Origin of the sequence: Azospirillum sp. B510, from assembly GCF_000010725.1 — a bacterium.
GTDB classification, from domain to species: Bacteria; Pseudomonadota; Alphaproteobacteria; order Azospirillales; family Azospirillaceae; genus Azospirillum; species Azospirillum lipoferum_B.
Genome location: NC_013857.1, coordinates 173,957 through 188,738, shown reverse-complemented (window position 1 = coordinate 188,738; position 14,782 = coordinate 173,957). Strand labels below are relative to the sequence as shown.

The 14,782-nt window shown below is 67.0% G+C and carries 10 protein-coding genes; 3 read left to right on the top strand and 7 right to left on the bottom strand.

Going from position 1 to position 14,782, the window contains the following annotated elements; genetic code table 11:
* Positions 1–114 precede the first annotated feature (114 nt).
* Positions 115–474: a hypothetical protein gene (locus tag AZL_RS25350; protein WP_247894489.1), complete on the top strand. Its 360-nt coding sequence runs from the start codon at positions 115–117 to the stop codon at positions 472–474.
* Between the two features lie 22 nt (positions 475–496).
* Here AZL_RS25350 and AZL_RS25345 read toward each other — a convergent pair whose 3' ends face one another.
* The 5 genes from AZL_RS25345 to AZL_RS25325 all read right to left on the bottom strand — a co-directional run bounded on the left by AZL_RS25345 (position 497) and on the right by AZL_RS25325 (position 9,822).
* Positions 497–772 (bottom strand): DUF5985 family protein, encoded by a 276-nt coding sequence (locus AZL_RS25345; protein ID WP_012977275.1) that lies wholly within the window; start codon positions 770–772, stop codon positions 497–499.
* A complete protein-coding gene (locus AZL_RS25340) occupies positions 772–1,041 on the bottom strand; it encodes a DUF5985 family protein (protein ID WP_042445612.1) in 270 nt (89 codons plus the stop codon). The genes AZL_RS25345 and AZL_RS25340 overlap by 1 nt, the downstream gene beginning before the upstream one ends.
* A 103-nt stretch (positions 1,042–1,144) precedes the next feature.
* On the bottom strand, positions 1,145–1,519 hold the full coding sequence (locus AZL_RS25335) for a hypothetical protein (protein WP_012977273.1): 375 nt from the start codon (positions 1,517–1,519) through the stop codon (positions 1,145–1,147).
* Positions 1,520–1,585: 66 nt separating this feature from the next.
* On the bottom strand, positions 1,586–3,943 hold the full coding sequence (locus AZL_RS25330; RefSeq protein WP_052293778.1) for a response regulator: 2,358 nt from the start codon (positions 3,941–3,943) through the stop codon (positions 1,586–1,588).
* The gene (locus AZL_RS25325) at positions 3,940–9,822 is read right to left on the bottom strand and encodes a hybrid sensor histidine kinase/response regulator (RefSeq protein ID WP_012977271.1); all 5,883 of its coding nucleotides are present in this window, start codon (positions 9,820–9,822) and stop codon (positions 3,940–3,942) included. Before AZL_RS25325 ends, AZL_RS25330 begins: the two co-directional genes overlap by 4 nt.
* 460 nt (positions 9,823–10,282) lie before the next feature.
* On the opposite strand from AZL_RS25325, the gene msrP reads away from it, so the two are divergent.
* Both msrP and AZL_RS25315 read left to right on the top strand, forming a co-directional pair.
* Positions 10,283–11,224 carry a protein-methionine-sulfoxide reductase catalytic subunit MsrP gene (msrP, locus tag AZL_RS25320; protein ID WP_012977270.1) on the top strand — a complete coding sequence of 314 codons (942 nt, stop codon included), beginning with the start codon at positions 10,283–10,285 and terminating at the stop codon, positions 11,222–11,224.
* Positions 11,225–11,226: 2 nt separating this feature from the next.
* Complete coding sequence (locus AZL_RS25315) at positions 11,227–11,976, top strand: sulfite oxidase heme-binding subunit YedZ (protein WP_012977269.1); 750 nt, start codon at positions 11,227–11,229, stop codon at positions 11,974–11,976.
* Here AZL_RS25315 and AZL_RS25310 read toward each other — a convergent pair.
* Together AZL_RS25310 and AZL_RS25305 are read right to left on the bottom strand one after the other, a co-directional pair.
* Entirely contained in the window at positions 11,888–12,586 is a 699-nt protein-coding gene (locus tag AZL_RS25310; RefSeq protein ID WP_012977268.1) for a dienelactone hydrolase family protein, read from the bottom strand. The genes AZL_RS25315 and AZL_RS25310 overlap by 89 nt on opposite strands.
* Before the next feature lie 148 nt (positions 12,587–12,734).
* Positions 12,735–14,705 (bottom strand): methyl-accepting chemotaxis protein, encoded by a 1,971-nt coding sequence (locus tag AZL_RS25305; protein ID WP_247894488.1) that lies wholly within the window; start codon positions 14,703–14,705, stop codon positions 12,735–12,737.
* Positions 14,706–14,782: the final 77 nt, after the last annotated feature.

Here is a 14,782-nt window from a genome sequence, read left to right as displayed (position 1 = left end):
TTGGCATTGGATGGAAATGCGGATCCCGCATGTTTGTCCGTGAAAGAACTCTTGGGTTGGGAGGCGGCGGTGAAAGCGGATGCATGGCGACGTCTATCGGGTGGCAGGACCGCCTTGGCTGGTTGCCTCGCGCTGTCTCTGGCGCTTCCGGGCTGTGCCGGCAACGGCAACGACGATGTGGCGGGGGCTTTGCTGATCGGCGCGGCCGTTGTCGGGCTCGGACTGCTGGCGGCGACCGCCGGCAACGATGACGACGAGTCCGGCCGTGATCGGCACAATCGCCATCGCGGCGGCTATGACGGCTCCTACGGCAACGGCTATTACGGCGGCCGTGGCGGCTACGGCTCCTACGGCAGTCCCTATGCGGGCAATGGCCAGTGCGACGACGCGCGCTACCGCACCTCCAACGGTGGCCGGGCGGAAGCCGGGACCGACGAATGGGATTGCCGCCGCTTCGGCGACGGCCGCAAGTGAGCATCGGCCTTCCGGCAACCGGTCAGCGCCGCCGCCCTTCCAGATTCTTGCGGACGATGGCGGCGACGATCAGCAGGAAGGCCAACAGGCGCAACAGATAGACCCAACCCTGCTCCTCGCGCTCCAGCCCACCCAGGGCCAGCACGATCTGGTTCAGCGCCAGCAGAGCGAAGGCGAGCGCGAAGCTGACGAACAGCGCGTCGCGTGTCCGCTTCCAGAAACTGAGGAAGAACAGTCCGGCGGTCGCGTAGAGCGCGGCGAGCGCTCCGGTGAAAAAGCTTGAGGTGCCGGGCGGCATCACTCGGCATCCCAGATGAAGCCGTACAGCAGAACCCCCACGCCGGCCATGGCGGAGAACTGGCGCAGCGGCAGCAGATCGACCTGGGTGGGCAGGACGACGATGTCGATGAACAGCAGCAGGTTGTTGATGGCCAGCCCGACAAAGCACAGGGTGCTCCACAGCAGAAGGCGGCTGCGCGAGCGCAGATAGCTGCGCAGCAGCAACAGCATGCACAGCAGGCTGGCGGCGAAACACAGCAGATAGACCGCCGATTTCACGACGTCCATCCGAGCGCCCTCATTTCCCGCTTTCCACCCGGGACGGGCGGCGCGCATTCCCGACGATGTGAACGCCAGACGATGTGAATGGTGGTGATGTCAATCATGGGCTTCAGTCATTGGAGCGGAACCGGAAGGAATCGGCGAAGATCTGCACCTTGTTGCCGGGAGCGGCGAAGATCTCCCGGATGATGGCGGACGGACGGCTGGCATAGGCCTGCCCGATCTCCCCGACCCACTGGTCCAGAAGCGGCGCCGCCGGACGGTAGCGGTGGCGGCCGTCGGCCAGCGCCACCAGCAGACCGGCGCCGAGGAAGCCGGCCAGCGCATCCTGCACCACCACCTCGCTGCCGCGCAATTCGCTCACCAGCTCGGCGTTCGACCAGTCGCGGTCGGGGGTCCGGCGCAGCAGGAGAATGAGCTCCAGCGCCCAGACGGACCGGATCGATCCTCGCAGCAACGTCAGCGCATCGTCGGACAAAACCATGAACCGGAACCTGACCTGATAAGCGCAACCGGCGGCCCGGGGTCATGCCGCCCTCGATTTTCCTGGTCATCCCCGGACGGCCTCCGCCGGGACGAGAGGGGCCTGTGACTCCAGCGCACGCCGCAGGGCACGGGCCAGATCGCCGTTGCGGTAGGGCTTGGGCAGGGTTTCCGCCCGCGCCAGCACGGCTCCCAGCACGGCGCCGGGATCGATGGCCCGGCCGGTGTCGGTGGGTGCGCCGGCCTCCGGTTCCGGCGCGCTGGTTCCATTGGCATAGCCCGACGCGAACAGGATCCGCAAGGACGGGTGGCGGCGCAGCCCCTCCAGCGCCAGCTCGCGCCCGTTCGGACCGCCGGGCATGACGATGTCGGTGAACAGAAGATCGACCGGCTGGCGGTCCAGCAGACCGAGCGCCGCCTCCGCCCCGTCGGCCTCCAGCACACGGTATCCCAGCGCCGCGACCGCCTGGGCGGCGACCGACCGCACGTCGGCATCGTCATCCACCACCAGCACGGCCTCGCCGCGTCCGGCGAACGCCTCGTCGGCGACCTCCTCGTCGGCGGTGACGGCATGCGGGCCATCCATCGCCGCCCGCGGCAGATAGAGGCGGAAGGTGGTGCCGGCGCCGGGAACGCTGTCGATGCCGATCAAGCCGCCCGACTGCTTGACGAAGCCATGGATCATGGCGAGGCCGAGGCCGGTGCCCTTGCCCGACTCCTTGGTGGTGAAGAAGGGCTCGAAGGCACGGTCCAGGATGTCCGGCGGCATGCCGCATCCATTGTCCGACACCGACAGCAGGACATAATCGCCGGCCGGCACCGTCATGCCATGCGCCGCCCGCGGCTCCTCGAACCGGGCGTTCTCCGTGCGGATCCGCAGGGTGCCGCCGCCGGGCATGGCGTCGCGGGCGTTGATGACGAGGTTCAGCAGGGCCGACTCCGCCTGCGAGCGGTCGACCGATGCGATCCACAGCGGCCCGGCCCCGGCCGGCGGGGCCTCGATGGCGATGGCGACGCCACCGCCCAGCGTGCGTTCCATCAGCTCGCCCATGCCGGTGACCAGCGCGCCGAGATCCACCGGCTCCGGGTGCAACTGCTGGCGCCGGGCGAAGGTCAACAGCCGCCGCGTCATGTCCGAACAGCGCAGCGCCGCCTGCAAGGCCATCTCCGCCCGCCGCGCCGCCTTGGAATCGGCGGCAAGGCCGGGGGCAAGCCGTTCCAGGCTGCCGATCACCACCATCAGCATGTTGTTGAAATCATGGGCGATGCCGCCGGTCAGCCGGCCGACCATCTCCATCTTCTGCGCATGGGCGAGCTGATGCTGGGCCTGACGGGTTTCGGTCACGTCCAGGATGGTGCCGAACAGCTCGGTCGGCCTGCCATCCTCGTCGCGCACGACGACAGCCTGGTCCAGCAGATGGCGCTCGAGGCCGTCGGGGCCGCGCCAGCGATATTCCACCGTGCTCAGCCCGGTGCGATGGATCGACTCCAGCTGGCGCAGGACGCGGTCGCGGTCGTCGGGATGCAGCCGCGATTGCCAGAATTGCGGATCCTCGATAAAGCGGGCGGCGGAACAGCCCAGCACGGTCCCGGCGCTGTCCGACAGGTAGCGGAAGGGAATGCCCGGCGTCAGGCCGGCGGTGTAGAGCACGATGGGAAGCTGGCCCAGGATTAGCGCCTGCCGCTCCTCCGACCGGCGCAGCGCCTGTTCGGCCTGCCGCATATCGCGCCGCACCCGCTCATTCTCGTCCAGCAGGCGCTGCTTGGCCTCGACCTCGCGCTTCACCTCCTCCGTCTTGCGGTAGAGATCGACGAAGACCGACACCTTGCTCTTCAGGATCTGCGGATCGACCGGCTTGAACATGTAATCCACGGCGCCGGTGGCATAGCCGCGGAAGATGTGGGTCTCATCCTTGTTGATGGCGGTCAGGAAGATGATCGGGATGTGGCGCGACCTCTCCCGCAGGCGGATCAGCTCCGCCGTCTCGTAGCCGTCCATGCCCGGCATGTGGACGTCCAGCAGGATCAGGGCGAAGTCCTGACGCAGCAGATGCTTCAGCGCCTCCTCGCCCGAGCGGGCGAGCACCAGCCGCGCCCCCAGATCCTCCAGCGTCTCGCGCATGGCGAACAGGTTGCGCGGATCGTCATCGACGATCAGGATCGCGACATCCGCCTTGTCGGGGGCCCTGTCGGGGGCCTTGTCGGGCCGCGGCTGCGACTCGGTGGTCATGGTTCCGCTTTCCCATCCGGCGACGGTGGCGGCGGCTGGCGGCGTCACCACGGGCACGGGGGCCGGCAGCGGCGGAAGCGATTGGCGGACGGCGTCCGGACCGGAAGGCTGGACGCCGGCGGTGCAGAGCAGGCGCGACCGCCGGAACGGCGGGTGCCGCGCCGGACGCGCCGGCCCGAGCTTGCGGCGGGTCACGCCTGCACCCCGCCGCGCTGCTGCGTCCGAATGCTCTTGCCGGTCCAGATCCGCAGCAAGGACAGCAGATGGTCGATGTCCACCGGCTTGGCGATGTAATCGGTCGCCCCGGCCTCGATGCATTTGTCGCGGTCGCCCTTCATCGCCTTGGCGGTGACGGCGATCATCGGCAGGGCGCGGAACTCGTCGATGCTGCGGATCGTGCGCATCGTCTCGTAGCCGTCCATTTCCGGCATCATGATATCCACCAGCACGACGTCGACACCGGGGTCGGCGCGCAGCCGCGCGATCCCCTCGCGCCCGCTTTCGGCATGCAGGACCTCGATCCTGTGGGCCTCCATCACGCTGGCGAGCGAGAAGATGTTGCGGATGTCGTCGTCGATCACCAGCACCCGCTTGCCGGCCAGCGACGGGTCGTGCTGGCGCAGATCCAGGATGCTGCGCCGCTTCTCGTCGGGCAGCCGGTCGACGGCGCGGTGCAGGAACAGCGCCGTCTCATCCAACAACCCGGCCGGCGAGCGGGCGCTCTTCAGCACCACCGTCTCGGCCAGCCGACGCAGCCTTGCCTCGTCCTCCGCCGCGATGTCGGCGGCGGCATAGACCACCACCGGCATCCAGGCGAGCGTGTCGCGGGTGCGCAGCCATTCGACCAGCTCGAAATCGACGGCGACCGGGCCGGACAGGGTCGGGCTCGACAAATCCAGCACCAGGCAGTCGAAGCGGTCGGCGGTCAGCGCCGCCATCGCCGCCTCGATCGAGGTCACGGTGCGGGTCTCGACGTCGCCGTTGCCGATCAGGGCGGCGACGGCACCCGGCTGCGGGCTGTCCTTCTCCACCACCAGAAGCTTGCGGTGGCCGCGTTCCTTGAAGCTCTTGACCCGGTTCAGGGCGTCGAAGATCGCCTCGCGCTCCACCGGCTTTTCCGAATAGTCGAAGGCGCCCATCGACAGGCCGCGCCGCCGCTCGTCCTTGGCGGAGATGACATGGACCGGGATATGCCGGGTCTGCGGATCGCGCTTCAGCAGGTCGAGCAAGGCCCAGCCATCCATGTCCGGCAGCCCGATGTCGAGCAGGACGGCGTCCGGCCGGTATTTGCGTGCCAGCGGCAGCGCCGCCGAGCCGCCGCTCGACAGGATGGCGCGGAAGCCCTTTTCCCGCGCCAGATCGATCAGGATGGAGGCGAAGGTGCTGTCGTCCTCGACGATCAGCACCACCGGTTCGCCGGCGCGGATGCGGTCGCGGTCGTCGCCGGCCGGATGCATGTCCAGCAGGGCCAGCCCGTCCTGCGGGCCGGAGGCCACCACCGGGCGGGTCGCCGTGTCCGTCCGCTTCGGCGGAAGACCGGCGGGAGGAAGCACGGCGCTGGCGGCCGCGATGGCCGGGACGCCCAGCGGTGCCGCGGTTTCGGCGACGATGTCGTAGCTGCGCGGAACGAACAGGGTGAAGACGCTGCCCTTGCCGGGCGTGCTGGCGACGCGGATTTCGCCGCCCAGCAGCCGGGCGATCTCGCGGCTGATCGACAGGCCGAGACCGGTGCCGCCATATTTGCGGCTGGTGGTGCCGTCCGCCTGCTGGAACGCCTCGAAGATGATGCGCTGCTTGTCCTCGGGAATGCCGATGCCGGTGTCGATGACGGTGAAGGCCAGCACCGACGCCGCCGCGTCCAGCGTCGGGTGCGCCGCACTCCATCCCCCCGTCGCCGGGGCGACGCGGAAGGTGATGCCGCCGGTCTCGGTGAATTTGAAGGCGTTGGACAGCAGGTTGTTCAGCACCTGCGACAGCCGCTTCTCGTCGGTCTGGATCCCGGCGGGCAATGCGGCATCCATCTCGATGGTGAAGGCCAGCTTCTTCTCCTGCGCCACCTGCGAGAAGGTGCGTTCGACATGGTTGCGCAGGTCGCCCAGCACGACCTCGCCGATCTCCAGGGTCACGGTGCCGGATTCGATCTTCGACAGGTCGAGGATGTCGTTGATCAACCCCAGCAGGTCGGATCCGGCGGAATGGATGGTGCGGGCGAACTCGACCTGACGGTCGGACAGGTTGGTGTCGGGGTTGTCGGCCAGCAGCTTCGACAGGATCAGCAGGCTGTTCAGCGGCGTGCGCAGCTCGTGGCTCATGTTCGCCAGGAACTGCGACTTGTATTTGGAGGTCAGGGCGAGCTGTTCGGCCTTCTCCTCCAGCGCCGCCTTGGCGAACACGACCTCGCGGTTCTTGCGCTCGACCTCGATGTTCTGCTTCTCGAGCTGTTCGGCCTTCTCCTCCAGCGCCTCGTTGGTGGTGGTCAGCTTTTCCTGCTGGGCCTTCAGCAGCTCCTCCGACTTGCGCAGCGAGGCGGCCTGCTGCTCCAGTCGCTCGTTGGTGGCGGTCAGCTCCTCCTGCTGGCTCTGCAACTCGCTGGTCAGGCGCTGCGACTGCTTCAGCAGCCCTTCGGTGCGCATGTTGGCGGCGATCGTGTTCAGCACGATGCCGATGCTCTCGGTCAGCTGTTCGAGGAAGCTCTGGTGCGTCTCGCTGAAGCGGCCGAAGCTCGCCAGCTCGATCACCGCCTTGACGTCATCCTCGAACAGCACCGGCAGGACGATGATGTTCAGCGGCGGCGCCTCGCCCAGGCCGGAGCTGATGGCGACATAGTCGCGCGGCACGTTGGTCAGCAGGATGCGCTTCTTCTCATAGGCGCACTGCCCGACCAACCCCTCCTTCAGGTGGAAGCGGTTGGACAGGTTCTTGCGCTCCTTCAGCGCGTAGGAGGCGACCAGTTCCAGCAGCGGCTCGTCGCGGTCGCGGGTGGCGACATAGAAGACGCCATGCTGGGCGTTCACCAGCGGCGCGATCTCCGACAGGATCATGTTGGAGACGGTGACCAGATCGCGCTCGCCCTGCAACATCCGGGTGAATTTGGCGAGGTTGGTCTTCAGCCAGTCCTGTTCCGCGTTCTTCAGCGTCGTGTCGCGAAGGTTGCGGATCATCTCGTTGATGTTGTCCTTCAGCGCCGCGACCTCGCCCATCGCCTCCACGGTGATGGAACGGGTCAGGTCGCCCTTGGTCACCGCGGTGGCGACCTCGGCGATGGCGCGCACCTGGGTGGTCAGGTTGGCGGCAAGCTGGTTCACATTCTCCGTCAGATCCTTCCACAGGCCGGCCGCGCCCGGCACACGGGCCTGACCGCCCAGCTTGCCTTCGATGCCGACCTCGCGCGCCACGTTGGTGACCTGGTCGGCGAAGGTCGCCAGCGTGTCGATCATGCCGTTGATGGTGTTGGCCAGCGCCGCGATCTCGCCCTTGGCGTCCACCGCCAGCTTGCGCTTCAGGTCGCCGTCGGCGACCGCGGTGACGACGCTGGCGATGCCGCGCACCTGCCCGGTGAGGTTCGCCGCCATCATGTTCACATTGTCGGTCAGGTCCTTCCAGGTGCCGCCGACCCCCTCCACCTTCGCCTGTCCGCCAAGCTTGCCCTCGGACCCCACCTCGCGCGCCACGCGCGTCACTTCCGAGGCGAAGCTGTTCAGCTGGTCCACCATGGTGTTGATGGTCGATTTCAACTCGAAGATCTCGCCCTTCACATCGACGGTGATCTTCTTCGACAGATCGCCCTTGGCGACCGCCGTCGTCACCTCGGCGATGTTGCGGACCTGCCCCGTGAGGTTCGCCGCCATCATGTTCACATTGTCGGTCAGATCCTTCCAGGTGCCGGCGACCCCCTTCACCTGGGCCTGACCGCCCAGCTTGCCCTCGATCCCCACCTCGCGCGCCACGCGGGCGACTTCGGAGGCGAAGCTGTTCAGCTGGTCCACCATGGTATTGATGGTCGATTTCAGCTCCAGGATCTCACCCTTCACATCGACGGTGATCTTCTTCGACAGATCACCGTTGGCGACCGCGGTCGTCACCTCGGCGATGTTGCGGACCTGACCGGTCAGGTTGGTCGCCATCGCGTTCACATTGTCGGTCAGATCCTTCCAGGTGCCGCCGACCCCCTTCACCTGGGCCTGACCGCCCAGCTTGCCTTCGGAGCCCACCTCCCTTGCGACGCGCGTGACTTCCGAGGCGAAGCTGTTCAGCTGGTCCACCATGGTGTTGATGGTCGATTTCAGCTCCAGGATCTCGCCCTTCACGTCGACGGTGATCTTCTTCGACAAATCGCCATTCGCCACGGCGGTCGTCACCTCGGCGATGTTGCGGACCTGCCCCGTCAGGTTGGTCGCCATCGCGTTGACGCTGTCGGTCAAATCCTTCCAGGTGCCGCCGACACCCCTCACCTGGGCCTGACCGCCGAGCTTGCCCTCGGAGCCCACCTCGCGCGCCACCCGCGTCACTTCCGACGCGAAGCTGTTCAACTGGTCCACCATCGTGTTGATGGTGTTCTTCAGCTCCAGGATCTCACCCTTCACCGGCACGGTGATCTTCTTCGACAGATCGCCGTTGGCGACGGCGGTGGTCACGTCGGCGATGTTGCGGACCTGCCCCGTCAGGTTGGCCGCCATCAAATTCACGCTGTCGGTCAAATCCTTCCAGGTGCCGCCGACACCCTCGACGCGCGCCTGACCGCCGAGCTTGCCTTCGGAGCCCACCTCGCGCGCCACCCGCGTTACTTCCGACGCGAAGCTGTTCAGCTGGTCCACCATGGTGTTGATGGTGGATTTCAGCTCCAGGATCTCGCCCTTCACATCGACGGTGATCTTCTTCGACAGGTCGCCCGTCGCGACGGCGGTGGTGACGTCGGCGATGTTGCGGACCTGACCGGTGAGGTTCGCCGCCATCATGTTCACGCTGTCGGTCAGATCCTTCCAGGTGCCGCCGACCCCCTTCACCTGGGCCTGACCGCCCAGCTTGCCTTCGGAGCCCACCTCGCGCGCCACCCGCGTCACCTCCGAGGCGAAGCTGTTGAGCTGGTCCACCATGGTGTTGATGGTCGATTTCAGCTCCAGGATCTCGCCCTTCACATCGACGGTGATCTTCTTCGACAAATCGCCCTTGGCGACCGCCGTCGTCACCTCGGCGATGTTGCGGACCTGGCCGGTCAGGTTCTCCGCCATCATGTTGACGTTGTCGGTCAAATCCTTCCAGGTGCCGCCGACGCCCTCCACCTTCGCCTGACCACCCAGCTTGCCTTCGGAGCCCACCTCGCGCGCCACCCGCGTCACCTCCGAGGCGAAGCTGTTCAACTGGTCCACCATGGTGTTGATGGTCGATTTCAGCTCCAGGATCTCGCCCTTCACGTCGACGGTGATCTTCTTCGACAGGTCGCCCTTGGCGACCGCCGTCGTCACCTCGGCGATGTTGCGGACCTGACCGGTCAGGTTGGCCGCCATCACGTTGACGTTCTCTGTCAGATCCTTCCAACTGCCGGCGACCCCCTTCACCTGGGCCTGACCGCCCAGCTTGCCCTCGATCCCCACCTCGCGCGCCACGCGCGTCAACTCTGTGGTGACGGTGACGAGCTGCTCCACCATGGTGTTGACGTCGCGGGCGGTACGCAGGAACTCGCCCTGCAAGGGCCGTCCCTCGATCTCCAGCGCCATGGTCTTGGACAGGTCGCCCTTGGCGACGGCGCCGATGACACGGGCGATTTCCGTCGTCGGCTGGATCATGTCGCCGACCAGCGTGTTGATGCTGTCGACGCAGGTCTCCCAGCCGCCCGACGCGTTGTTCAGCTTGGCGCGCTGGCTGATGCGGCCTTCCTTGCCGATGGCGACGCTGAGCCGGCTGGCCTCGGTGGTCAGGGTCTGGTTCAGTTCGACCACGTCGTTGAAGGCGGCGGCGATCTCGCCGTCGATCCCGGTCAGGTCGAGCGGCAGCCGTACCGAGAAATCACCCTTGCGCAGGTGCCGCAGGGCCATCAGCAGAACCTTCGGATCCAACGCGTCCGCCGTCTCGACCATCGCCGTCATGCCATTCCCCAATCCGCAAGCCGCGCCCACCACGGGCCATGGCTCCGTCCATCATCAGAACCGCTTCCCCGCGCGGCCGAAGAAAACGCAAGCCCCGTGACCTGGATGCCAAATTCCCGCACGGAGACTATGCGTACTCCACTCCAATCCGGAATGTGACTCCGCAGTCCTACAGGCCCGCACGATGAAGTAAAGACGAATCCGGTCAATTTGGCCTTTCGTAGATACTCCCAAACCTTGGCGTAATATCTATGACTATGACCTCGGACGGATATGCGAGGCCCTTGATAGTTCCAGAATTTGTCACGCCCCTCGCTCCTTGGGCTCCCGACCAACGCCGCCGAGGCCCCCCTCACATCCGATCACGCAATCGTGTAGTCACCGTGATTTGCCGACCGCCGATGGCCGCCCTATGGTTAGTGGCAGGAATGGTCCGTTCGGGAGAGGGTCGATGCTGTTCAAATTCCCCACCGCGTCCCAGGCGCGCGAGGCGGAGGTCACGCCACGGGAGCTGTTCCTGTCGCGCCGAAGCCTGATGGCCGGCGGTGCCGCCACGATGGCGCTGGGCGGCCTGCCGCTGGGCAGCGCGCTGGCGGCGGCGTTCGGGGCGCCGACCACGATCAAGCCGGCCGACCCGAAATTCGATCCGACGACGCCGATGAAATCGGCCACCACCTACAACAACTTCTATGAGTTCGGCACCGGCAAGGGCGATCCGGCCGAGAATGCCGGCACCCTGAAGACCCGTCCCTGGGAAATCGCCATCGGCGGCGAGGTCGCCAAGCCGATGACCATCGGCATCGAGGATCTGCTGAAATTCCCGATGGAGGAGCGGATCTACCGCCTGCGCTGCGTCGAAGGCTGGTCGATGGTGATCCCCTGGATCGGCTTCCCGCTGGCCGAGCTGCTCAAACGGGTCGAGCCGACCGGCAACGCCCGATATGTCGCCTTCCAGACCCTGAACGACCCCAAGCAGATGCCCGGCCTGCGCTCCTGGGTGCTGGATTGGCCCTATACCGAGGGGCTGCGGCTGGACGAGGCGATGAACCCCCTGGCCCTGCTGGCCGTCGGCATGTATGGCGAAGTGCTGCCCAACCAGAACGGCGCCCCGATCCGGCTGGTGGTGCCGTGGAAATACGGTTTCAAGTCGATCAAGTCGATCGTGAGGATCACGCTGGTGAAGGACCAGCCGGCGACCGCCTGGAACAAGGCGCAGCCGCGTGAATACGGCTTCTACTCCAACGTCAATCCCGAGGTCGACCACCCGCGCTGGAGCCAGGCGACGGAACGGCGCGTCGGCGAGTTCTCCCGCCGCAAGACCCTGCCCTTCAACGGCTATGCCGAGGAGGTCGCGTCGCTTTATGCCGGCATGGACCTCAAGGCGAACTACTGACCATGACGGATCTCCGCAACGCGGCCAACGCGGCCCTGGCGTCCCGCTGGGCCAAGCCCATCGTCTTCACCCTGGCCCTGGTCCCCCTGGTCTGGACCCTCTGGCTCGCCTACACCGGCGAGTTGGGGGCCGAGCCGGTGCTGGAGAGCGTCAAGGCCAGCGGGCTGTGGGCCTTGCGCTTCCTGCTGATCGCGCTGGCGCTGACGCCGCTGCGGATGCTGACGGGGGTGGCGGGGCTGGCGCGCTTCCGCCGGATGCTGGGGCTGTTCGCCTTCTTCTACGCCGCCATCCACCTGTCGACCTATGTCGGGCTGGACCAGTTCTTCGACTGGGCAACGATCTGGAAGGAGATCGTCAAGCGCCCCTACATCACCGTCGGGATGGGCGCCTTCCTGATCCTGACGGCGCTGGCCGCCACCTCCACCGACGGCATGGTGAAGCGGCTGGGGGGCAGGCGCTGGCGCGCCCTTCATAAGAGCGTGTTCGTCGCCGGGCTGGCCGGCTGCCTGCACTTCGTCATGCTGGCGAAGGGCTGGCAGACGGCGCCGCTGGTCTATGCGCTGCTCTGCGCCGGGCTGCTGGCCTTCCGCCGCTGGCCGATCCGGCTCGGAAGCCGGACGGACGGACGGCGGAAGGATGTTCAACCGATCAAAACGACCTTGGTCAGAACACCGCCCGCAGCAACCCCACGGTCCGCCGAAGCGCCAGGACGGCACTTTCCGGATGGAAGCTTCCCCGCTCATCGCAGTTGAAACCATGCCCGGCCGGATAGACATGCACCGGCGCCCACGGATAGCGTGACCGCACCCCTTCCGCGACCGACAGCGGGATGGCATGGTCCTGCTCGCCGAAATGCAACAGCGTCGGCACGCGGGGGGCGCTGTCCAGCGTCTTGCCGATGTCGCCGCCATAATAGCAGATGGCCGCCCGCACCGGCAGCGCCGCCGCCGCCGCCCAGGCGATGCTGCCGCCCCAGCAATAGCCGACGACCGCCGCCGCCCCGTCGCCACCGAGATGGGCCAGCGTCGCGGCGACATCCTGCAAAGCGTCGGCGGTCGAAACCGCCCCCTTCAGCGCGATGCCCTTCTGGATGCCGGCGTCGTCATAGGGCAATTCCACCCCGCGTTCGGCGCGATCGAACAGGTCCGGCGCGACGGCGGTGAAGCCCTGCTGGGCGAAGCCATCGCACACGCCGCGGATGTGATGGTTGATGCCGAAGATCTCCGGGGCGACGATCAGGCGCCCGATCTCCTCGCCCTTGGCCGGCGCCTGATAGGCGCGCATCCGATGGCCGTCGGCCGCCGTCAACTCGATCCAACCGGCTGCCCAATCGGCCGCCCGGCCGATTTTCGCGTCACTCATGTCCCGAACCCTCGTCTGCAAGACCGTCCAGGCGGTCGTTGCCAATGATCATAATGGGTTGGATGATCATGGCAACCGGCGACGACACAACCCAGGGCGACGGGGTCGGGGTGGGAAAACCGTTTGCCAGCCCTCACGCCTCCGCCGCTCAAGCCGCGCGGATGCCGGCCAGGAAGGTTTCGATCTCCCGCCGCAAATCCGCCGCCTGGCGGGTCAGGCCGGTGGAGGCATCGAAGACCTGCGATGCCGCGCGGCCGGTCTGGGTGGCGGCCTCATGCACCTGCGCGATGTTGGCGCTCACTTCGCCGGTGCCCTGCGCCGCCTGCTGGATGTTGCGGGAGATCTCCACCGTGGTGGCGCTCTGCTCCTCGATCGCGGCGGCGATGGTCGCGGCGATCTCGTTCATCGTGCCGATGGTGCCGCCGATCCCCTCGATGGCGTTCACCGTCCCGTGGGTGGCGCTCTGGACGCTGTCGATCTGGGCGGAGATGTCCTCGGTCGCCTTGGCGGTCTGGTTGGCCAATTGCTTCACCTCGCTCGCCACCACGGCGAAGCCCTTGCCGGCATCCCCGGCCCGCGCCGCCTCGATGGTAGCGTTCAGCGCCAGAAGATTGGTCTGGCTGGCGATATCCTGGATCAGCTTCACCACGTCGCCGATGCGCGCGACCTCTCCGGCCAGATTACGGACGGTCCCCGTGGTATCCTGCGCTTCCCGCACCGCACGGGCGGCGACGCTGTTGGAGCGGGAGACCTGCTGGCTGATCTCGCTGATCGAAGCCGCCATCTCTTCGGTCGCCGACGCCACCGTCTGCACGTTCATCGAGGTCTGTTCCGCCGCGGCGGTGGTGGCCGACGCCTGATGGTTGGTCTGCTCCGCCAGACTGGCCATCGAGCCCGCGGTCTCGCTCAGCTGGGCGGAAGCGCCGGACACGCTGTTCAGGATGGCCGAGACGGTGCGGTCGAACTCCTGCACCATCCGTTCGACGGTCGCCGTCCGCTTCTCGCGGGCGGCGCGCTGGGCCTGCTGCTCGGCCTCCAGCCGCACGCGCTCCGCGCCGTTCTCCTTCAGAATCTGGATCGCCCGCGCCATGGCGCCGATCTCGTCCTTCTGCTCGGAATAGCCGATGTCGACTCCGAGGTCGCCGTCGGCCAGCCGGACGACGGTGGAGGTCAGGGATCCCAGGCGCCGCGTGACCTGGACCGACAGCATGAACAGCACGACGGCGAAGGTGATGCAGACCGCGGCCAGAACCACGCCGGCAAGGATCAGATGGGCCCAGGCCTGTGAGATATTCTCCTCGTTCAAGTCATGCGCCACGACGATGGCGGCGTCACGCATCACCAGGATATTGTTCAGCATCGGCGTCACCCAGGGTCGCCAGTCGGCAAGCTGGATCGGTGCCGGCGCGCCCTTCCGCGCGGCGTCGAGCACGCTTTGGAAGCGCTGCGCCCCGTCCGTCATCATGGTGGAGCGCACATGCTCCAGCGCCTTGGTCAGTTCCGGCGGGTTGCCGAGATTGAGGACGGACTGCTGCATCATCTGCCACAGCAGGGCGATCTTGCCGGTGTCCTCCGTCGCGGCCTGCTGGCGCTCGGGTCCGAACGGCAGGCCCGCCACGAACAGGCCGACGGACGCCGAACGGCCGCCGGCGATGTCGCGCATGTCCTGGGCGATACGCGCCAGATTGACATGTCCGAACAGGTCCGGACTGTTGACGATCGTCGACCGGTAGGCATCGTCGATCGCCTTGACGACGCTCTGGTTCGCCGCCGCCAGCGCGTCGACCGTCGCGGTGGTGATGGTCGGCGGGCGGGCGGGCTTCGCCTGCTCCGCCGCCTGCCGGGCCGCGCCGCGGGCGGCCTTCAACTGGGTGACCGCGCTGATGATCGGGGTGGGAGAAAGGCCCGCGGCCTCGATCTGCAACCGCGCCTTGTCCAGAGCGGCATCGGTCGCCGCCACCGCGGCATCAAGCGGCTGCGCCGTACCGCCGTCCAACGGCTTGTCGCTGTCGAACGCGACGGCCCATCGCCCGCGCTCGACCGCCAACGCCGGACCGATCTGTAGCGACGCTTCGAAGGCGGTGAGCGATCTGCCGGTCTGGTTGCTCTGCCGCAGCATGGCGACCGCGTTCCAGGCGAGGACGATCGCGATGCAAATCGGAAAGGCGGCGATCAAAATATTTGCGCATAAAATCT